Here is a 22,747-nt window from a genome sequence, read left to right as displayed (position 1 = left end):
GAAAACGGCGTCCCAGTCCACCATGCCCTTCTCTATCTCCGCCATGGCGGAATGGGCGCGGTCGTAGACCACCTTGCTGCCACGGGAAACGGCGCCCGTCTCCAGGAAATAGATGCCCAGGCGGTCGCCACCGTAAATTATCTTGTCCGTGCCAACGCCCCTTTTGCGCATTTCCATCATGGCACATTCCCCTATGTCGTTCTTGGGAAGCCGGGTCACAAAGTCTACCGGGACCCCATAATTGGCCAGGGAGACCGCTACGTTGCTCTCCCCGCCGCCATAGACAACGTCAAAACTGTTGGCCTGGGAGAACCTTAAAAATCCCGAGGGCGCCAAGCGAAGCATGATCTCACCGAAGGTCACTACTTTTTTCATTTCAATGTTTTATAGGAATTATATAGATTTAGTTCTTATATCTGTTTTACTTCAATTGATTTGGAGGACATACATCCATATCCCCATAATCCAAATTCTCACCGGCCATTCCCCAAATGAAGGAGTAATTGCTGGTACCTGAACCGGAATGAATAGACCACTCAGGTGAAAGTACCGCTTGGTTACCCTCCATAAAAATATGTCTCGTATGCTGTGGCTGACCCATAAAATGGCAAACCGTTTGACCTTCTTCCAAATCAAAATAGAAATAGGCTTCCATTCTACGCTCGTGGGTATGGGCCGGCATGGTATTCCAAACATTTCCATGTACCAATTCCGTAATTCCCATTTGTAATTGACAGGTCTCCACGATACTATTAACAATGAGTTTGTTCAAAATTCTCTTATTAGCGTATTTCTCGTCACCCAATTCAATTACCTCGGCATTTTCTTTCCCTACTTTTTTGGTTTCAAAACTGTGATGTGCCGGTGCGGAATTCAGATAAAACAAAGGAGATCCTTCACCTTTAAAAATAACCTCCTTAGCACCCTTTGCCACATATAAAGCCTCCTTTTTATCCAATTCATAAATGGTACCGTCTACGGAAACTTTTCCCTTTTCACCAACATTTACAATTCCGAGTTCCCTCCTATCCAGAAAATTCTCCGATTTCAGGTAAGGTATGGTTTCCAAACGCAAATCTTTTCCTGCTGGTTTGGCACCACCAACAATATACCTATCATACATTGAATAGATAAGATTGATAATACCATCCTCAAAAAGCGTATCTATAAGGAAATGTTTTCTAAGTTCTTCGGTTCCGTACTTTTTGGCATCTTCTGGATGTGATGCATATCTAAATTCATGTTTTGTCATAATCAATAATTATATATGTAATCGATTACGCGAATATAATCATTTAAATGAATCCGCAGAATTATTCTTTGAATTTTAAACTTATCTTAATAAATCATTGCATAATACAAGTTTTTATCAAGTCTACCAAAAACCTGTAATCGTAAGGCACTATTATGACCAACCGTTGCTCGATTTAAATCATTTGTTGCCCTAGTAAAGGGATTCAAAGATATGTTTTATCAACTTTTAGTTAAAACTTGCTTCTGGGTGTACTTACTAAAAACAAGGAACAATATACCACACATCAACCAAGCTGGAAGGGTGACAAAAGACAGAAATACATCAAATTGTAACGATATAAAATAAAAGAGTCCAAAACTAATGGCCCATGCAAAAAGAACTGCCTTATTATACTGGATCTTACTTTTTTCTGCGTAGTTGGATACAATACCCGCCTTTTCAGAAAAGAAATGTTCAAACACAATAATAGCACCAACAGGAGCCAGTATAAATCCATACAGCGCTACAAAATCCAATAATTTCATGGCAAAAGCAGGGAACAATCCAGCTATGGTCGCCACAGAACCTGCAATGATTGTCACCCAAAAGGTAGAGGTTTTAGGTAAGATAGCCTGAAATGCCAATCCAGCCCTATAAATGGTTGGGTTGGCAGTTGTCCATCCGGCCAACACCACCGCTATAATCCCAAAAACACCTAGCGCTTTATGGGCCAATGGCCCTGGAGCCACCGGTGGAGCCTCTCCATTGCCCAACATTATCTGCGCTTCGGGAGACTTCAAATAAACGGCATATAACAATGCCGCAGCGATCCAAGCCATGTAATGTCCTACATACATACCGGCGGCGGTTGTCCAACCGGAACTCGCTTTTTTAGCAAACCTAAATACAGATAGGTCGCTCATACCAACATGCATTGCCGCATTGGCAAACCAAGACCACAATACTATGTGCCAAAACGTGTATTTAATCTGACCAGGAAAGGGTTCTGAACCTTCGCCCCAAATGTTCCAGAAATCAGAAAAACTGCTAACGTTCAATTCTTGTAACGAGACTATACCACAGGCCAAGAATGCCAAAACGATTACTGGAGACATATAGTTAGCCGCTTTGGAAACCGTGTTAAAACCACGAGCCGCAATTACGGAAATAACCGCTCCAATGGCCAAAACTATTACAATCCATGTGAGTCCGTTAGGCATGGTGTCCGTTAGTTTAGGCATTTCCATATCAAAGGGAATACCTACTGCCGTCGCTGAAATAGTTATCATGGAGCCCGCTAAAAAACAAAATAGCACCCCATTGGCAAGATTGTAGGCTATAACTAGTTTCTTGCCACAAATCTTTTCTAATTGATAGTAGAGCGTTAAACGGTACTTTACCGCAATCTCCGCGGTTAAAAAACGCCAGCTCAAAACTGCCAAAAGGTTTCCTATCAATAAACCAACAATTAAATCAAAAGCACTAACACCTGTAGTCAAGAACAAGGGGCCAATAACAAACTCAGTACCTGCGGCGTGCTCCCCGGCATACATTCCCAAGAAGCTTTTCCAGCTTTTTAACTTGGATTGGGGTACAGGTTGGCGCTCAAATTCTTCGCCTACCAAATCTTCTACCATCTCTTCTTCTTGACTGTGTAGTGTCATATTATTCTAGGGTTGGTTATTTACAAGATGTAATGGTAAATCTTCCACTCGCTCACAACAAAGTTGATCCATTACTTGCTTAAATTGCATTTTAAGCATGGCAATGGTGTGGTTTCCGCCTTTATTTCCCAGGGCTCCCGCCCCATACATAAAAGATCTGCCCATAAAGGTAAATTTTGCGCCACTGGCCATGGCCCTCGCAATATCCGGACCAGATCGAAGTCCGCTATCGATCATCACCTCAATTTTATCGCCGTATTTTGGAGCTATTTCTTGCAGTGATGCAATAGTGGATTGTGCGGCATCTAACTGCCTGCCCCCATGATTGGAGACAATAATGCCGTCAAAACCCATTTTAATAGCGTCTTCAGTATCTTGCTCACTAGCAACGCCCTTTAAGACCAATTTTCCTTTCCATTGATCACGAATAGGTTTGATTCTATCGGCATTTAACTTACCCGAAAAGGTTTTATCCATAAACTTTCCTAACTGCTTTAGGTTCAAGCCTTCAGGCGTGTATGGCTTTAGCGTCTCAAAAGTGGGTTGACCGTATTTCAAGGTATTAAAAGCCCAAGTAGGCTTCCCTAAAATTTGCATGATATTTCTGGCGGACATTTTAGGTGGCAATGCCAAACCATTTCTGATGTCCCTTGGACGGTACCCGAAAGTGGGTACATCACAAAGCAACACCAACACAGGGCAACCCGCATGATGCGCACGGTCTAAAATATCATTGCGCACTTCATCTTCTACGGGATTGTACAATTGAAACCAAGCGTTGCCTTCCGTAAGTTCGCTGGCCCTTTCAATATTCATGGTAGTTACCGTACTAAGGATGAACGGAACATTGTGTTTGTGAGCCGCTTTGGCTAAAATTTCGGGCGAATTTGGCCACATTAAACCTTGCAACCCTACTGGCGAAATACCAAAAGGAGCATCGAACTCCATACCCAAGACCTTGGTTTTGGTAGAGCTCTCTTTATAATTTCTAAGGTATCTTGGCTGAAGCTGAACATCCCTGATTTCAGCAGTATTCCTAATAATATTTACATCCTCATTGCAGCCGCCATCCAAATATTCAAAAGCGAAACTCGGAACCCGTTTTTTGGCTTTTTCACGTAAGGCTTCTACAGAAGGGTATTCTGAATTAATTTCACTCTTCATTTAGGCGGTCTTTAGGGGATTTTGGTCTTTTAACCCATAGTTTTGGGCCAAAAATTCTGGATCTAGTTTGGTCTGTGAGATAACGATGGCCGCTCCTAGAGCGGAACCCAACGAAGCATCGGTAGTTCGTAATTTCATGCTCCGAAGGTAATAACTTAATAGTTTTATGTAAACATCGTTGTCGCTAAAACCGCCGTCTATGTATAATTCCTCTATTTTTTGGTCCCCGATTGCAGAATTGATACTCTCTACCTGCAATAACACCAATTCCAACATCAATTGATGATAGGCGTGCTCAAATTTATCATAGGGAATTTGGGTCGTTTCCGGTTGGTTATTTCCTTGAATACTTTTCCATTTGAACATGGGTTCAAAATCCTTGTTGATTTCAAAGAACGTGTCCTCATCAAACTTAACCGTTCTATGATAGTCCTTATGTACTTTAAAATAATCCGTAAGTTCCTTGACCTGCAGCTTGTATTCATTCCCTAAAAATAGCCGGGCCACTTTTACAGGGCTTCCGTCAATACGCATATTATAAAGACTCTCCCGCTTAATGTCTTCCAAAGAAAGGGCTCCCTCTGTGAAAGGGTTGATGGATATGCTCCAAGTACCTGTAGAAACCAAAAGAAAAGGCTCTGAAATACTACTTACATAAGGCAACAATGCCGAAGAGCTATCATGAATTCCGGGACCAAAGGCTATTTTTTTGCCTTTATAATCTATATCTATCAAATGGTTACTTGGAACTATAGTAGGAAGCACCTTATCAACGCCCTCTTCAATTACCCACTGATGGTACCTGTTTCTTTCAAAATCCCAAAGATTGGTATGACACCCAATACTGGTATATTCGCTTACGGGGATACCAGTGAACAAATAACTAAGATATTGGGGCAAATGAAGTGAATACTTTATTTTGGAAAAAATAGCCGGTCTTTGGGTTTTTAGCCAATACAAGTGCATTCCCGTATTGAGCATGCCCATATTTAAAGATCCGCTTACCCTTGAAAATTCATCTATAGGACCATACTTCTCATAAAATGAATCAATGATTTCCTGATTCAAGGGTTTCATGTAATTATAGAGTGGGGTAAGCACATTTCCTTCTTCATCAAAATGAACCAGACTTGCACCGTAACATGAAAAATTCACCGCCTGAATATCATACTCGGGCATTGCCATAATTCTATCAAAAGTAGTCTTCGCCCAATTTTCCAATTTGGCCAAGTCTTCCGTTGGGTAGCCATCTTCATCTTCAATTTCTTCAAAACGGTCGTACTCCCTATACACCTCCTTAAAGTCCTTATCAAAAAGAAAAAACTTTTTATTGGTTCGGCCAATATCGAAAATTGCAGTTACTTTTTCACCCATCTAAATATTCTCTATAGTTACAAACCAGAGGCTACCGCGTATTTACCTCTTTCCTCTATCAAACTCTCCCTTACTTGTAAGGAACGATAGGCGGTAATCGGATGTAAGGCTCCTCCGCTTTTAAGTCTTGCTTCCCGCAATAAAGGTCTCACATCTGTTCGGTACGCCTCTTGAAGCAATTCTTGACAAACAACCACATCATTGGCTAGCTGCGCCTCTTTTAATGCCTTTTGATCCACCAAAAGAGCTTTTGCATAAGCCTCTTGAATGGCCTCTAGGGACTGTATCAAATCCTCTAAAGGGTCTTTAATGTTATGACTGGCATCAATCATCCAAGCGGGATACGGATTTTGCGGATTGTTTTTCATTCCGTAGACCAGCTCATTGAATATCAAGAAAAGGGAATACGGCTTTACACTACCCACGGTACTATCATCATCCCCGTACTTACTATCGTTAAAATGGAAGCCGCCCAATTTACCTTTCATCATTAGTGTAGAAACAATCTGCTCTATATTGGTATTGGGCAAGTGATGGCCCAAATCCACTAAAGTGTAGGCTTTGTCTCCACAAGCATTTGCCAACATAAACGACGTACCCCAATCCTGAATAACGGTACTGTAAAAATTGGGTTCGTAGGGTTTGTATTCAATAAACATTTTCCAATCCTCCGGGAGCCCTTTATAAATTTCCTTTAGACTTTCTTCTGTATGCTGTAATGCAGTTTGAAAATTGTTCTGCCCGGGAAAATTGGAACCATCGGCCAACCAGACGGTCAAACTTTTAGAGCCGAGTTTTTTTCCGATTTCCACCACATCAATGTTATGCTGAACAGCTTGCTCACGCACGGCTTTGTTCACATTACTCAAGGAGCCATACTTATAGCTCTCCTTTGCATCTTTTTGGTCTTGAAAGGTATTGGAATTTACGGCATCAAACACCAAGTCATTCGCAGTTGCCAACTCTTTAATGGCGTTGTAGTCTTCCGGCACATCCCAAGGTATGTGCAACGAAATGGCCCCGGCCGTCTGTGTTAAAGAGTGGATAATGCCCACATCATTTATTTTCTGCTCCAAGTTGGAAGGCTCCCCAAAATAGGAAAACCTACCAAAGCGGGTACCTCCGGCACCTAGGGCCCAACTGGGAATGGCCACTTGAAAATCTGCCAATTGTTTTATAACGGTATTGACATCAACACCTTTGGCATCCAAGGTTTGGGCAAGAAAGTTGAATTGGGTCCCGTGCCCCGCTTCAACTTTCTCATTGACCAATTGTATCTGTTCTTTGCTAATTTGCATGTGTTCAATTAAAATTCAACATCAATTATCTTACAAAGGCATTGGCCATACCACCATCTACGTTGATGATATTTCCGGTGCTTTTGTTCAACAACCCAACAAAGGCAAATACCCCATCCGCAATATCTGCAGGGTAGATAATTTCATTCATCAAGTTTCTTTTGGCGTAATGCGCGGGCAATTCTTCAACTGAAATTCCGTATGCTTTCGCACGACCTTCTGCCCAGTCTCCTTCCCAAATTTTGCTTCCTACGATAACGCCATCTGGATTAACGGTATTCACCCTAATTTTTTCACCGCCCAGTTCAGCCGCCAATAATCTTGACATATGTTGTTGTGCTGCTTTGGCCGTACCATAACCTACATTGTTAGGGCCGGACACCAGTCCGTTCTTACTGGCTATACTGATAAAGTCTCCGCCCAGGCCTTGGGTTCTCATTATCTTTACGGCTTCTTTTGCCAATTCAAACTGCCCCTTTACCAAAACATCCTGAAGAATATCCCAGTCTTTTTCAGTGGTTTCCGTCAGTGGTTTGGAAATAGCCAAGCCGGCGCTATGCACCACAATATCGACCCCTCCAAATTCCAAACATGCTTTCTTATAAGCATCAACAATGGATTCTGACTTGGTCACATCACAAACTGCATAGGCAGCCGTATCCGGTTTATAGGTAGCGACGCCTTCCTTTAAGCGATCCTCAGCAATATCTGTCAACACTACATTAGCTCCTTCGGCTGCTAATTTATCGGCAATCGCTTTACCGATTCCGCCACCACCACCGGTCACCAAAGCTACTTTTCTAGACAAAGGCTGTTCTTTTGGCATACGCTGAAGTTTTGCCTCTTCCAGCAACCAATATTCAATATCAAAAGCCTCCTGCCTTGGTAGCGAAGTATATTCCGTGATGGCCTCTGCACCTCTCATTACATTGATGGCATTGATATAAAATTCACTGGCCACCCTTGTGGTCTGTTTGTTTTTGGCAAAGCTGAACATACCTACTCCGGGATAAATGATTATCACCGGATTAGGGTCTCTCATGGCCGGGCTATTATCTCTCTTACAAGATTCATAATATTCCGCATATTCCTTTCTATATTGTTCAAATGCAGGCTCCAGTTTCTTTAAGACCTCTTTAGAATCACTTAAATCTTCAGAGGTTTCCAAGGTTAGCACCAAGGGTTGAATTTTGGTACGCAAGAAATGATCGGGGCAAGAGGTGCCCATTGGGGCCAAGCGCTCCAAATCATTACTGTTTATGTATTCCATGACCACATCGGTATCACTAAAATGACCGATCATCCTATTTTCTGAAGAACACAATCCGCGTAACAAGGGCATCAATTGGGCCGCTTTGTCTTTACGTTCTTTCGCTGGTAAACTTTCTACTTTTTGACCACCAAATACGCTTCCCTTTTCCTTAATCTTTTTCTCAATGTATTCAGAAGCCTTTTCTATTACCTCCAAGCTATTGATATAACATTCGTACGATGTATCTCCCCAAGTAAATAGACCATGGCTACCTAAGACAATACCACGTATACCTGGGTTTTCATTTAAACACTTCTCCAATTGAAGACCCAAATCAAAACCAGGACGTTGCCATGGCACCCAACCCATAGTATCTCCCCAAATCTCCTTGGTTACCTTCTCGCTGTCTTTCGCTGCAGCTACCGCGATCAAGGCATCTGGGTGAAGGTGATCGATATGTTTAAAAGGCAAAAGTCCGTGTAAGGGCGTATCAATAGAAGGTGCCCTACTATCCAGGTCATAAATACAATGATTGAAAAGCCCTACCATACGGTCTTCATCATGAAGCCCCTCATAAACATTCTTTAAATTTCTTAATCTCTCTGTGTACAGTCCGGCAATTCCGGCACGGTTTAATGTTCCAATATCACCTCCGGAACCCTTGATCCACATAACCTCTACCTCTTCGTTGGTCAAAGGGTCCGTTTCTATGGTCTTACAGCTAGTATTACCTCCGCCATAATTGGTAATGCGAAGGTCCGCGCCCAAAATGTTGGAGCGGTAAAGAAAAAGGGCTACTTGGTCATCTCCCAATTCAATGGCCTTTTTCTCGTCCCATAGATAGTTTACGTGTTGGAATGTCTTTTGCATATCTTGTGTCTTGTTGTTACTGATTGATTTAACACTTTGACCAAAAATACATATTACATTTCCCCTGACTATCCTGTGCTGTACTGTACACAAGTAAAAATCCAAAAGAACACCCGTATATATGGTCTTACCCTATATTTTGATTATTTTAGGAGCCGATTCCCATTAAAGAAAAAATCAACATCTTGTGCATAGTGAAGATGGAATGTATACCAACATAAATTAGAAGTCCCCACATGTCCAGTAACATTCTTAATATTCAAATTAATGAAGCCTCCCGTGTTCCTAAGTACATGCAGGTGGTAGATTCAATCATGGATAGTATCGCCATGGGAGAGCTACCAATTGGGAGTAAAATTCCTTCCATAAATGAATTGAGCGAAGATTTGCTTCTTTCTCGTGACACTATTGAAAAGGCCTACAGACAATTAAAGGTTCAAAAAACGATAACCGCCGTAAAGGGTAAAGGCTACTACATTGCCAAAACAGACCTTATATCAAAAATCAATGTCTTCTTTTTAGTAAATAAGCCCAGCTCATATAAAATGCGCATTTACAATTCTTTTGTTAACGGATTGGGCGTAAACGGGCATGTTAACCTCTATATTTACCATTGTGAAGAATCTTTGTTCACCCATTATATTGAACGCAATTTGGGAGCGTATGATTATTATGTTATCATGCCCCATTTTAAGGATGATAACCTCAACCACACATCGGCAACGGAGAAAGTAGTAAAGGTGTTGGACAAAATACCCAAGAACAAGTTGATTGTTTTGGATAATTCCCAACTAGAAATAAGAGGAGATTACGCATCCTTGTACCAAGATTTTGAAAATGATATTTATGAAGCTTTACTAGAAGGAAAGGAAAGGCTTCTTAAATATGACAAACTCATTTTGGTGTATCCAGAAAAGAAAGTATACCCCTATCCGCGAAGGATATTGAGAGGCTTTCAAAAATTCTGTGGGGAGCAGGGTTTTGAGTTTGAAATCTTAGGTGAAATATACGAGGATATGGAACTGCAAAGTAAAGATGCCTACGTAATTATAGAAGAATCCGATCTGGTAAATCTCGTAAGACAGGTACGCAAAAAAAAGCTTACCCTTGGGAAGGACATTGGAATTATATCCTATAACGAAACCCCATTGAAAGAACTATTGGGCATTACCGTCATTAGTACAGACTTTAATGCTATGGGAGAAACCGCCGCCTACATGGTTCTCAAAAACAAGAAGGAAAAAGTAAAAAACGTATTTCGTTATATAGAACGAAATTCTGTGTAAAAAATTGATTCTCAAACTTGTCCGTTAAGGATAACATTGTATTTTTGGCGCTCCTAACCCCACACAATGAGAATACGCATACCGCTGATAATTGCGATTATCGGGCTTACCACTATTTCCTGTACTACCAATTCCAGTAGAAAACCAGTTCTTTATACCGTTGGAGATTCCACCGTAAAAAATGGCCAAGGCGATGGAGCTGGTGGACTATGGGGCTGGGGAGATTTCATTCATCAATTTGTTGACACCACAAAAATTACCGTAAAAAATCATGCCTTGGGTGGTACCAGTAGTCGAACCTTTCAAAAATTAGGTCTTTGGGACAGCGTATACCAAAATCTGAATGAAGGCGATTTTGTACTGATACAATTCGGACACAATGATGATGGCCCGATCAATGACAATTTTAGGGCAAGAGGCACTATTAAAGGAATAGGTGATGAATCTGAGGTTATAGACAACATGCTCACCGGAGAGCGGGACACTGTTCATACATACGGGTGGTACATTAGAAAAATAATTAAGGACGCCCATCATGTAGGGGCCATTCCGTTGGTCATTTCCCCTATTCCTAGAAACAAATGGAGCAATAAGCAGGTAGAAAGAAACAATGACTCCTATGGCTTATGGGCACAACAAGTGGCTCTGGAAGAGAGGGCAGCATTCATAGACCTGAATGAAGCTATGGCCTCCAAAATGGAAGATATAGGACAAATAGGGGTTACAGGCAACTATTTCTACGAAAAGGACCATACTCATACCTCGGCGAGGGGAGCGGTACTTGCCGCCTCTTTAATTGTAAATGAAGTACGAAATCATCAAAATGATTTATCCGATTTTTTAATCGACTATCCTCAAATCAAATTACCCAAGAAGAAGAACCTATTTCTTGTAGGGGATTCTACCATGGCGGACAACAACAACGAAAATGCCGTTGGTTGGGGCGTACCATTTGCACAATTCATTGACACTACCAGACTGAATATTTATAATAGGGCCCTAGGCGGCCGTAGCAGTAGGACTTTTATAAACGAAGGTCATTGGGACAAGGTCTTGGATGAGCTACAACCAGAAGATTATGTACTTATCCAATTTGGCCATAATGATGCCGGCGCCGTTGACAAGGAAAAATACAGAGGCTCTTTGGACGGCACCGGTTTTGAAACCTTACAGATTATTAAAGGAGATACGGTACAAGAGACCGTACATACGTTTGGGCAAAACATTAGACAAATGGTCTTGCAGGCCAAGGAAAAAGGGGGCCAACCTATTTTGTTGAGCTTGACCCCTAGAAATGAATGGCCCAATGGTGAAGTAGAACAACGCAAAGACACCTATATCAAATGGACCCAGGAAGTTGCGGAAAGTGAAAAAGTTCCCTTTATTGACCTGAGCAATAAAATAGCACTCTTTTATGAGAAAGTTGGTAGGGACAGTGTAGCCACATTTTTTCCCAAAGACCATACCCATACCAATATTCACGGAGCCTCACTGAACGCCAAAATAGCTGCTAAGACCTTAAAGAACCAAAAACAATCTGCTATTAGGGATTATATAACCGTCCCCCAACTCTAGGTCATGGCATGAAAAAAACTTCCTTCAAAGGTCTTTCTACCGGAGAATTATCAGGATTGGTTTCCATAATATCGGCCATAAAGGCCCACCACTTCTTGACAATGGGGTGATTGGGAATTTTAGCCGCATCAAAACCTTCTTCCAATTTCTGAAAGGCAAAAAGGGTCAAGGTTTCTTCATCTAAAAAGATGGAATATTCATGAATGCCTGAACCTGATAACAGTTCTGATAGCTCTGGCCAAATTTTGTCATGTCGCTCTTTATATTCCGATTCAAAACCAGGTTTTAGTTTCATGGTAAACGCATTTCTCTTCATAAAATATAGCTAAGGTTCGTTGAAGTCCTTTTGAATATGTTGATTTAATATCTGAATATACTTACTAGTTATTTCAGGATTTTGGGAAGATACCTCCCGTTTCTCTTCTTGGTCATTTACTATATCGTACAACTCGTAATTGCCTTCTTCGTTTGCAATAGGAGTATGTATTAACTTCCACCCCTTCTTTAACAGGCTTTGCTGTTTGTGTCCTCTTATATAGATTTCATTTTCAAAGGGCGTTCCGCTTGAAATCAGATTAAAAATGGGTTGTCCTTCTACATTAGTTGGAATTTCTACCCCCGCCACTTGTAAAATAGAAGGCATTACATCCGTAAGCGAAATAAAATCATTGGAAACTTTGGCCTGCCATTTTCCCTTCCAATACAAAATGGCTGGCACCCTTATCCCGCCTTCATAATTACTCGCTTTATAGTCCCGTAAAGGAGAATTATCTCCTAGAATATCATTAGGCCCATGCTTACCGTTGTACTGGGTGGTGGGATACCAATTTTTCATGCCGCCATTATCACTCATAAAAAGAATCATGGTAGTTTCTAAAAGTTCAGATTTTTTAAGAAACTCCATTACCTTACCTATATCATCATCTACATGACTCATTGCCGCCGCAAACTTGCGTCGGGATTCGTTTTTGATATCAAGGTATTCATTTATCCATTCCGCTGGTTCTTGCAATGGAAAATGAGGTGCACTATAAGCTACTTGCGCAAAAAAAGGTTTGCTGGTATCTCTTTGCTTTCGTAACCACTCTATGGTTTCAGTGCCTATTAAATCTGTAGCATGCCCTTTTTCATTAAGAAACCGGCCATTTCTGTGCCAGCTTGCATCCCCATTTTTGTACTCATGCGAGTATTGGTCAATTTGCCCATGCAAAAAGCCGTATGAATGGTCAAACCCATAAGTTTGCGGACCACTTTCAGGTTTTAACCCTAAATGCCATTTACCAAATAGTGCCGTTTCATACCCTTTTTTGGATAAGGCCATGGGCAATGTAATGAGGTCACTTGGTAACGTTTTTTCGCTTTTACCACTAATTGGGGCTAGAATACCCAATCTACTGGCCGGCATACCTGTAAGAAGAGCTGCCCTTGTGGGGGAACAAGTGGGAGCTACATAAAATCGATTGAGAATTACTCCGTCCTTGGCCAATTGGTCTATGTTGGGGGTATTAATTTCCGAACCATTGTAACCAACATCATTCCAACCCGCATCATCTAAAATAAAAATAAGAACATTTGGGGGCATCGTTTTTACCACCTCCGGCTCTTTCTCTTTCGGCTTACAGCCAAAAATTATGAATGTAAAAAGGGTAAAGAGCCCAAGCACTCCACAGCTTGAAATCTTTACCCTTATTTTTCTCTGGAAATTCACTACTCAACTTTATTCTTCTCCAAAGATAGGTCCGTCTGTCTTTACCTCATTTTCATAAAATTGAATAGCGCTATCGTTCATTTTAGGGAAACTGTTCTGTAGGAGCGCTATCATCTCCGCCCCAGCTAAAAGTACTGGTCCATAGCCATGGGCCGCATAGACATTAACTGGTCTGTAGTAGTAAAATGCAGGATCAAAACCCATTCCGGTTCCAACACAAGTTCCTTCTACCTGTCCTTTTTCATTCACTTTTTCGGTAATGGCGTTCCAGGCCAAGGTAACGGCAGGACCATAAGCCTTGGCATCTACGTAGCCTCTATTAATGGCCCTAGCAATGGAATACGTATAAATGGCACTTGCCGAAGTTTCCAAATAGGAATCGTTACGGTCTAAAAGCTGATGCCAAAGTCCTTTCCCTGATTGCAATTTGGTGAGTCCGTCTATATGCTTTTTCAAAAGTGTTAAAACCTCTTCCCTCCCCTTATGATTTTGGGGAAGTACCTCTAGCAGCTCCACCATGGTCATAATGGCCCAACCATTGGCTCGGCCCCAGTAAAACTCCGGGTGTTGTTCAGAATCCACAATGTAAGCGTGCATAAACAATCCTTTTTCATGATTGAACATGCGCTCGGCAAATTGAAGTACTTGCTTTACGGCATCATCAAAATAAGTGTTGTCCCCGGAATATTTCCCCATTTGGGCCAAGGCGGGCACGCTCATAAACAAATCATCTAACCAAAGAGAGTTTTTCATGGGCCTATTTCGTGCCAGAGTGGCATCACCCAACCGGTACTGTCCGTTGCTTATGTAGTCCATAAAGTTTTGAATGAGCGGATCCAAATCAGAAGTTGCTCCTTGTGCGGTAGCTTTGATCATGGCCGCACAGACCGCCCCAGAATCGTCCAGGGCATGTGGGTGCAATACGCGCTTCATAGGATGTTTGGCATCCGGATTGTTCTTCTCAAAATCGGCGTAAAAAGGACGGATATCCGCCAAGAAATTCAGTCGATCGTTGGTGTATTTGGCATATTTTTTATCTCCGGTGGTTTCGGAGGCCAATAGCATGCCAGCGTAGGTAACCCCCCATTCATAGCTGGTAAGTCTAAAATCACCAGATTGAAATGAGGTTTCTTTCGCTTTTTTGATTTTTTTGTAATCGGATAGTATTTCCCCATTTTGATCAACTATCGCTGCAGGGGTCACGTCATTCAAATAAGTATAGACACGGTCCAATACCTCCGTAATGGTTTCCTTTGTGGGTACTTCATACGGAGTTTCATAGTTAGGCTTCATTAAATGCAGAGGAGCCGTAACATCATTTGCCGGTTGTTGGGCATGAAGTGAGAATATCCCTGAAAATACGAGCAACAGCATCAGATACGGATTCATAAAAAGCCATTGGTGATTGAGCGTTTGAGTTGTTCTTGTCATGTTCAAATAGTAGTAAAATTGATATTTTTTTAAAAGACTATCTCCATTTCATGGGTTACTGAGTTATGTAAACCTGGAATTTTGAGCAATCGATTACAATAATATGGGTTATTTTCATCTTCCGTGTCTAAAATTGAAACTTTCTTGCCGTTTAGAAGTAATGATTTTGGTTTTTCCTTTGCATGTAGTACCAACCTATAGGTTAAGGAGTCTACCTTGTAAATTCCCTCAGGTTTGTCAATCTTAATTTCCATTGAATTCCCTGAATCTCTTGCTTCGATAAGGGTCGTAGCAAATTCCCCTTTTAAGTATTTATGGGTTCTACCGTCATCATGATATAGTTTAAAACTACTATCCCCACCGGGATATACATGCACGTCATAATTCGCTAGCTTCTTTTCACCCACATAGTTCACCACTACTTGCATGGGCACAACCGCACCTGCCTTTATAAAAATGGGCATCTGGTCCAAGGGAGACAACACACTTATATGTCTTTGGCCCTCAAAAGTTTCACCTGTCCAATAATTAACCCAATTACCCTTGGGAAGGTACACAACCCGTGTTTGTGCTCCTTTGGTGGTTACTGGGCATATCAGCATATTATCCCCCAATAGATATTGATCGGTAATACCGTAAACATTAGGGTCGTCTTGATAATCCAAAACCAACGCTCGCATAATTGGTTTACCGGTCACATGGTTTTGATAGGCCGTACTGTAGAGATAGGGAATCAACTGATAGCGGAGTTGGTCGTATTTTTTAAAAATGGTTTGCGCTTCCTCTCCATAATTCCATGGTTCTTTATAGTTGGGATGCTCCATACCAAACAAGTGAGCAATGGGACTCATTAAACCAAATTGGGTCCATCGAATGTATAGCTCAGGGTCTGCCACATGCTCAAAACCTCCCATACAATGGGACCAATTACCCACCCCGGAAAGACCAATATTCAACCCTGCTTTAATGACCGGTTCAAAATACTGCCATTCGCTGGGCCAATCTCCAGCAAAAATATAGGGATACCGCTGTATGCCGGCATACCCTTCCCGAGTTTGGTTCATGCCACGCATTTGATTGTATTCAGAAAATTTTTCGAAAGGAGCCTTGGCATACGCTATGGGAAAGAGGTTGTGAAGTGCTTTTATTTCTTCTCCTTGTGGACCGGTTTTATCACTTTCATTCGCCTTATGACCAAATGCGCTTCCTTCATCGGTCTTTAAAAACATGGCACCTTGATCGGCCACTCTTTTCACACCGTTCTTCCACCACCAGTCTACGGATTCTTCATCAAAAAAATTAACAAACTCACCTTGATTGTTCTCTTCCGGATAGACATACCCTTTCTTTCGGGCCTCGTCCAAAAGTTTTAATTCCTTACCATTGTCAAATCGTGGGCGCAAGTGCAAGCCCACCATATTCAAGTTGAGGTCGTATAGGTCCTTGAACATGGATTCCGGATCTTTAAAGGTTTCCCTCCATTCAAAGGAAGTGGCTCCAGTTCCTCCATTCTCCCCAAATACACGCCAAGTTGAATCTAAATGAAGTACATCTAAAGGAATATTCAACTCCCTGAATTTTTTTGCAAGATTCACCACGTAATCCGTAGAAGTTTCCGCTTCATGCCCCCACGTACCACCACTATACGTACCCACATGAAGGCCCATAGCAAATTTGGGCAAAAGTGGAGATTTACCGGTGATATTTGTATAGCCATCCAGAATAGAAGAAAAATCTGGACCATAAATAAAATAATAATCAAGTTCGCCGCCTTCAGCCGAGAAAGAATACCAATCTTGTGAGGTATGCCCCATGTCCCAATTGGTAGGGTGTGCATTATGAAAAAAGATTCCATAGCCCCTGGTACTCATAAAAAAGGGAACTGGGGAATAATTGGCTTGCAACACATCATAAGCCCCAACAATATGCGGTCTTCCTTGTCCTCGACCAACATTCAAACGCAACTTCTTACCTCGTCTATCCAAATAATCCATTCGCTCCCCAAAACCAAAAAAATGCTCGTCTGCAAAGAGTTTTTTGGACGATAAGACAACAGCTTGATCTACAACCGAACCTATATCGGTGGACTTTTTAGAACTATCTGTATTAAGAATTTTCCCTACTTTATCCTTTATGGTAATTCTAAACGGCGCCTTTTGAAGGTTGATGGTCAAACTTTTGGAGTTCAGTATAATTTCCGTATCGGATTCATTAACGGTGTAGTCCACTTTTGGCCATTCATAATTAACCACCATCCATGGTTCATTAGCTTCAAATTCACCGTTCCAACTGCTCCGAAAGCGAAGTATTTCCGGAGAACAGAATTCCACTTTTAAAGTAGCGTTATCGGTTTGAATTGTCACCACATTTCCCTCTTCCGATAGGATACCCTTAAAATTTCCGAGCGGAGTTTGAGCCTCTAAACCAACAGAAAAAAATAGGGAGGTAATCAATAAAAGTCTTCTTAGTATTTGCATTTCTATATATTTATACTGGCCTAAAATTAAGGTAGCGGCCTCGCTCTGGCATCCTGTTCCATACTGCTTTGACCATTTAAAACAGCATAGCACAGGATGCCAAAATGGTTGTCACCACTTATTTTTGACCCTAATTCCCTGATATGAAAGTGAAACCGATTATCTTCAATTATAAAATATTTATGCTAAAAGTGCAATCGATTGTACTGTGGACGGTAATTTTTTTCTCTTTTTCCGTTTTTTCTCAAGAAGATAAGGCAAATCCTTGGCCTGAAATAAATCAAACCCACAAACCATGGACGCGATGGTGGTGGATGGGAAATGCAGTAGACCAAGAGAATATTCAACTTCAATTGGAAAAAATGGCCAAAGCAGGCCTTGGAGGGGTTGAAATTCAACCTATTTACGGGGTTAAGGGAGAAGAACAAAATTATTTGGACTACCTATCGCCTACTTGGCTGACAAATTTGGACCATACCCTAGAAACAGCCAAGAAATTAAACATGGGCGTTGATATGACCCTTGGTACCGGCTGGCCTTATGGCGGACCACAAGTCTCCACTGCCCATGCAGCCACTAAATTAGTTGTTGATAGCTTAAAAGTTCAAAAAGGGGAAAAAATACAATTGACCTTAACTCCTGAAAACGAAAAGGACCGAAAAAATGCACAATTACTCAAAGTATTGGCTTTCAATGAAAATGGAGCTTATGAAAACCTTACGTCTTTAGTGGAAAATGGCCAATTAAAGTGGAAGGCTAAAAAAACAGATTACACGCTGTTTATGGTTTACGAGGGCAAAACCGGCCAACAGGTAAAGAGAGCTGCTCCAGGCGGTGCGGGCTTAACGGTAGATCATTATTCCAAAAAGGCTTTTGAGGAATATGTAAAGCCCTTTAACAAAGCCTTTTCCAAACATGGAAAAGAGCTCAGAACCATTTTTAATGACAGTTATGAAGTCTATGGGACTGATTTTACCTCTGCATTTTTTACGGAGTTTGAAAAGCGAAGAGGGTATTCATTGGAACCTTACCTCAACTTACTTTTTGATGGTAACAACGAAAAAGCCAATCGCATCCGAAGTGACTATAGGGAAACCCTTTCAGACTTACTGCTAACGGAATTTGACCGCCCTTGGACGGCCTGGGCCAATAAAAAAGGCTATCAAACAAGGCTACAGGCGCATGGTTCTCCCGGGAATTTGATCGATATGTATGCTTCGGCGGATATCCCGGAATGCGAAACTTTTGGGTCTATGCCCTATGATATTAAGGGTTTTAGAAGGGAAATGGATGATATAAGGGAGGGCGATGCCGATGCCGCCATGCTTAAATTTTCATCCTCCGCCGCACATATTTCGGGTAAACCGTTGGTTTCTTCGGAGACCTTTACCTGGTTGCGAGATCATTTTAAAACCGCCTTGTCGCAAACCAAACCGGAGGCAGAGGACCTTTTGTTGAATGGTGTCAACCATATTTTCTTGCATGGGGCTACCTATTCCCCAGAGAGAGCAGAATGGCCCGGATGGAAGTTTTACGCATCTGTGAATTTTAACCATACCAATACCATTTGGGAAGATGCACCTGAACTCTTTTCATACATCGCAAATTGCCAAAGCCTTCTACAGGAAGGAAAACCGGATAACGATGTGCTGCTATATTGGCCCATACACGACGTTTGGCAAAGCTATTTAAAAGCATCTTTGTTCTTTCAGTTTAAAATCCACTCCTTGGATGAGTGGTTATTGGATACACCCTTCTACAAAACCAACAAGGAATTAACCGAAAAAGGCATCACAACCGATTTTATTTCGGACCGGTTTATGGAAGAAGCTAAAGTAGTGGACCAACAAATTCAATTGCCGGGTGGCACCTATAAGTGCTTGGTCGTTCCCGCTATCAAACATATGCCCTTGCCAACGCTTAACAAACTCATTCAATTACAGAAACAAGGAGCTCAAATCATTTTCAGGGAATTACCTGAAACCGTTCCCGGGTTTTTGGACTATCAGAAAAAAACGGAAGAATTGCAGCAACTTCTTACCGACCATCAAATAGAGAAAACGGACGATTTTTGGAAAGTACTGAAAAATTCTGGAGTTGAACCGGAACATTTGGTCGAAACCGGACTTAAATTCATAAGGCGAGATGTACATGGCGAGAAAATTTATTTTTTGGTAAATCATACGTCCGAAGAAATTGACACCCATATTCCCTTATCCGTAAGAACGGAAGAGGTGCTATTACTTGATCCATTGACCAAAAAATTTGGCAAAGGACAACTACTAGAAAACGGTAACGGCGTAGAAGTAAAGGTTCAAATACCATCGGGAGGTTCTTTATTCCTTAAAACCGGAACAACGAGTAATACACCTAACTGGATCTACTATAAATCAATTGAAAATAAATTTCCCCTGGAAGGGAGCTGGAAGTTAAGTTTTGTTAAGGGCGGACCACAATTACCTGATTCCCTTAACTTAAAATCACTATCCTCATGGACAGAATTATCAAAAGATGGAGCATTTTTCTCTGGAACGGGAAGGTATGAACTGGAATTCAACAATCCTGATGAAGCCGTTAATGATTGGCAATTGCATTTGGGCGATGTACGGGAAAGTGCCAAAATTTGGGTCAATGGCATCTATAAAGGCACCCTTTGGGCCAACCCTTTTAAAATAAATATCGGCTCCTTAAAAAAAGGAACAAATACGATTATAATAAAAGTCACCAATTTACCCGCCAATAGAATCCGAGCTAAAGAACTTCGTGGGGAAGAATGGAAAATTTTTCACGAAATTAATATGGTGAACAAAGATTATAAAGAGTTTGATGCGACCCAATGGCAACCGATGCCTTCCGGTTTAACGGAAACTCCCTACTTGCAACCTCTTTCGAAAATTACACTCGACTAACAACTACCTATCATGAAAAAATTACTCTTAGGAACGCTTTTCTTGTTTTCCATGGCACAATTGACCGCTCAACCTTTTGACCGAGAACAGATCTTGGAAAAAATGGAACTCGCCAACGCCTATTTTATGCAGAAATGGCCCGATGTAGGTAAAACCATTGTTACCAATAAAGAACGCCCTAGCAATATTTGGACCCGTGGGGTCTATTATGAGGGTCTTATGGCATTGTACCAAATTTGGCCCAAGGAAGAATATTACCAGTACGCCTATGATTGGGCGGAGTTTCATGAGTGGAGTTTTAGATCCGGCACGGCGAACCGCAACGCGGATGATTATTGTGCGGCACAAACCTATATCGACCTTTACAATCTAGAGCCTCAATCACATAAGTTAAAACCTACCAGATCTACCCTCAACATGCTTTTGAACACGCCCCAAGTAGATGATTGGTGGTGGATAGATGCCCTACAAATGGGTATGCCGGTTTTTGCGAAAATGGGCGTTTTGGAAAGTGATGAGCGCTATTACGAAAAGATGTACCAAATGTACATGTACACCCGAAACGAGCACGGGGAAAACGGACTTTACAATCCTGAAGACGGATTGTGGTGGCGAGATGCCGATTTTGACCCTCCTTATACAGAACCCAATGGAGAGGACTCCCATTGGAGCCGTGGCAATGGATGGGTCATTGCCGCCTTGGCAAAGGTACTCTCCATCATACCGGAAAGTGCCCCCCATCGTGAACAATACATAAATGATTTTAAGGCCATGGCCAAAGCCTTGGTACCTATTCAAAGAAAGGACGGCTTTTGGAACGTAAGTTTACATGACCCTAAAAACTATGGAGGTAAAGAGCTCTCAGGTACTGCTCTTTTTACCTATTCCATGGCCTACGGGGTAAACCAAGGTATTTTAGATAGGGAAACCTATCTGCCAGTGATCAAAAAAGCTTGGAATGCCATGCTCAAAGATGGGCTGCACGACAACGGTTTCTTGGGTTACCTGCAATCCACCGGAAAGGAACCTAAAGACGGCCAACCGCTTTCTTATGACAAAGTTCCCGATTTTGAAGACTATGGATTGGGCTGCTTTCTTCTGGCAGGAAGTGAAGTTTATAAAATGAAATAGACTGTTTTTAAGTTTCCAGAAGTATACTATTTTGTTATAGCCTTTGTAAGAGTTCACGGATTGCGGCCCATATCGTATTTTTGCTGTTCGCATACAAATTGTAAACCATGGATAAGGGACTTCCAAGACTATTGTACAAATACCTGTTGGAATTGGGCATGACCGAAAATTCGGCTGCCTACCTCAACATGATTCTCCTAACGGTAGGCGCCCTGGTTTTAGCCGGACTTTTAGACATGATTATATGGAAGGTCCTACGCTCCATTTCGGTACGTTTGGCGCGCCAGTCCAAAACCAATTATGACAATTTTTTGGTCGCTAATAAGGTCCCAAGGTATGTAGCCCATTTTATTCCCCTGGCCCTCCTTTTCGAAATCTTGCAATTTGCCTTTTTGGATTTTGAATATGCCGGGAATATCGTATTCAAAATATTGAGCATCCTGTTCGTGTTTCTTACGCTATTTACAGTTAAAAGTATTTTTAGAAGTACGAATGATTACCTAAAGACCAAACCTAGGTTTAAGGACAAACCTATGGACAGCTACATTCAGGTGTTCATGATTTTCGCCTGGTTCATAGGAATTTTGACCATCATTGCGATAATTACCGGAGTAGAATTTATTAAATTCTTTACAGCCCTGGGTGCCGGTTCGGCGGTTATTCTTTTGATCTTCAAGGATTCCATTCTAGGGTTGGTAGCGAGCATACAAGTGAGCATCAATGATATGGTGCGAATAGGCGATTGGATTACCTTTGAAAAATATGGGGCCGATGGCGATGTCATTGAGATTACCCTTGCCACGGTTAAAGTGCAGAATTTTGATAAGACGATTACCACCATACCCACCTACGCCTTGATTTCGGATTCCTTTAAAAACTGGCGCGGCATGCAAGAATCGGGCGGGAGGCGCATCAAACGCTCTCTGATCATTAGCCAGAATAGTATTCGGTTTTTAACCGATGAAGATGTAGAAAACCTTAAAAAGATTCAGTTGATCGCGCCCTATCTCCATACCCGAAGTGAACAAATAACAGAACATAACACCAGTAACCAAATCGATAAAAGCTTGGCCATTAACGGTCGTAACCTCACCAACATCGGCGTTTTTAGAAAGTATATTAATCAGTATCTTGAAAATCATTCGGCGGTCAATAAAGACATGACCCTTATGGTGCGTCAATTGGCACCAACCACCCAAGGAATTCCATTGGAGATTTATGCCTTTAGTTCTGATAAACGTTGGGAAAACTATGAATATATTATGTCCGATGTTTTTGACCATCTTATTTCGGCCTTGCCTTATTTTAATTTGGAACTGTACGAAATTCCGGTGTCCGTAACAGCTATGCCATCCACCTAAAAACCTTAACATA

Annotated in this window: 16 protein-coding genes; 5 read left to right on the top strand and 11 right to left on the bottom strand. The window is 41.6% G+C overall.

The window, feature by feature from the left end:
- The 7 genes from BIZ36_RS18945 to BIZ36_RS18915 form a co-directional block, all read right to left on the bottom strand.
- Positions 1–375: PfkB family carbohydrate kinase (locus BIZ36_RS18945; protein WP_286174988.1), on the bottom strand; the 375-nt coding region annotated here is incomplete at its 3' end.
- Between the two features lie 46 nt (positions 376–421).
- Positions 422–1,252 carry a 5-dehydro-4-deoxy-D-glucuronate isomerase gene (gene kduI, locus BIZ36_RS18940; RefSeq protein WP_187459441.1) on the bottom strand — a complete coding sequence of 277 codons (831 nt, stop codon included), beginning with the start codon at positions 1,250–1,252 and terminating at the stop codon, positions 422–424.
- Positions 1,253–1,473: 221 nt separating this feature from the next.
- Positions 1,474–2,898 (bottom strand): purine-cytosine permease family protein, encoded by a 1,425-nt coding sequence (locus BIZ36_RS18935; protein ID WP_187459440.1) that lies wholly within the window; start codon positions 2,896–2,898, stop codon positions 1,474–1,476.
- A gap of 6 nt (positions 2,899–2,904) precedes the next feature.
- Entirely contained in the window at positions 2,905–4,062 is a 1,158-nt protein-coding gene (locus BIZ36_RS18930; RefSeq protein WP_187459439.1) for an alpha-hydroxy acid oxidase, read from the bottom strand.
- Positions 4,063–5,436 (bottom strand): FGGY-family carbohydrate kinase, encoded by a 1,374-nt coding sequence (locus BIZ36_RS18925; RefSeq protein ID WP_187459438.1) that lies wholly within the window; start codon positions 5,434–5,436, stop codon positions 4,063–4,065. It lies immediately after the preceding gene.
- A gap of 17 nt (positions 5,437–5,453) precedes the next feature.
- Positions 5,454–6,734 carry a sugar isomerase gene (locus tag BIZ36_RS18920; RefSeq protein WP_187459437.1) on the bottom strand — a complete coding sequence of 427 codons (1,281 nt, stop codon included), beginning with the start codon at positions 6,732–6,734 and terminating at the stop codon, positions 5,454–5,456.
- A 25-nt stretch (positions 6,735–6,759) separates the two neighbouring features.
- Positions 6,760–8,856: a bifunctional aldolase/short-chain dehydrogenase gene (locus BIZ36_RS18915; protein ID WP_187459436.1), complete on the bottom strand. Its 2,097-nt coding sequence runs from the start codon at positions 8,854–8,856 to the stop codon at positions 6,760–6,762.
- A 236-nt stretch (positions 8,857–9,092) separates the two neighbouring features.
- Between BIZ36_RS18915 and BIZ36_RS18910 the strand changes: the two genes are divergently transcribed.
- The gene (locus tag BIZ36_RS18910) at positions 9,093–10,142 is read left to right on the top strand and encodes a GntR family transcriptional regulator (protein WP_187459435.1); all 1,050 of its coding nucleotides are present in this window, start codon (positions 9,093–9,095) and stop codon (positions 10,140–10,142) included.
- Positions 10,143–10,208: 66 nt separating this feature from the next.
- Positions 10,209–11,717 carry a rhamnogalacturonan acetylesterase gene (locus BIZ36_RS18905; protein ID WP_187459434.1) on the top strand — a complete coding sequence of 503 codons (1,509 nt, stop codon included), beginning with the start codon at positions 10,209–10,211 and terminating at the stop codon, positions 11,715–11,717.
- A gap of 1 nt (position 11,718) precedes the next feature.
- Here BIZ36_RS18905 and rhaM read toward each other — a convergent pair whose 3' ends face one another.
- From rhaM to BIZ36_RS18885, 4 genes are read right to left on the bottom strand one after another with little or no spacing between them, the layout of a single operon-like run.
- Complete coding sequence (gene rhaM / locus BIZ36_RS18900; protein ID WP_187459433.1) at positions 11,719–12,033, bottom strand: L-rhamnose mutarotase; 315 nt, start codon at positions 12,031–12,033, stop codon at positions 11,719–11,721.
- A 9-nt stretch (positions 12,034–12,042) separates the two neighbouring features.
- Positions 12,043–13,425, bottom strand: a complete 1,383-nt coding sequence (locus tag BIZ36_RS18895) for a sulfatase-like hydrolase/transferase (RefSeq protein ID WP_187459432.1) — start codon at positions 13,423–13,425, stop codon at positions 12,043–12,045.
- A gap of 9 nt (positions 13,426–13,434) precedes the next feature.
- Positions 13,435–14,856, bottom strand: a complete 1,422-nt coding sequence (locus tag BIZ36_RS18890) for a glycoside hydrolase family 88/105 protein (RefSeq protein WP_286174985.1) — start codon at positions 14,854–14,856, stop codon at positions 13,435–13,437.
- Positions 14,857–14,885: 29 nt separating this feature from the next.
- Positions 14,886–17,333 (bottom strand): glycoside hydrolase family 31 protein, encoded by a 2,448-nt coding sequence (locus tag BIZ36_RS18885; RefSeq protein ID WP_187459431.1) that lies wholly within the window; start codon positions 17,331–17,333, stop codon positions 14,886–14,888.
- 143 nt (positions 17,334–17,476) lie between these two features.
- Here BIZ36_RS18885 and BIZ36_RS18880 point away from each other — a divergent pair, with 143 nt between their 5' ends.
- The 3 genes from BIZ36_RS18880 to BIZ36_RS18870 all read left to right on the top strand — a co-directional run bounded on the left by BIZ36_RS18880 (position 17,477) and on the right by BIZ36_RS18870 (position 22,734).
- Positions 17,477–20,242: a glycosyl hydrolase gene (locus tag BIZ36_RS18880; protein ID WP_222937465.1), complete on the top strand. Its 2,766-nt coding sequence runs from the start codon at positions 17,477–17,479 to the stop codon at positions 20,240–20,242.
- A gap of 12 nt (positions 20,243–20,254) precedes the next feature.
- Positions 20,255–21,373, top strand: a complete 1,119-nt coding sequence (locus BIZ36_RS18875; protein ID WP_187459430.1) for a glycoside hydrolase family 88/105 protein — start codon at positions 20,255–20,257, stop codon at positions 21,371–21,373.
- A 107-nt stretch (positions 21,374–21,480) separates the two neighbouring features.
- Entirely contained in the window at positions 21,481–22,734 is a 1,254-nt protein-coding gene (locus tag BIZ36_RS18870; RefSeq protein ID WP_187459429.1) for a mechanosensitive ion channel family protein, read from the top strand.
- Positions 22,735–22,747 lie beyond the last annotated feature (13 nt).

Origin of the sequence: Cytophaga sp. FL35 (assembly GCF_014349235.1) — a bacterium.
Taxonomy (GTDB): domain Bacteria; phylum Bacteroidota; class Bacteroidia; order Flavobacteriales; family Flavobacteriaceae; genus Euzebyella.
Note: the sequence above shows the minus strand (reverse complement) of the source record. Positions and strands in the feature narration are given on the sequence as shown.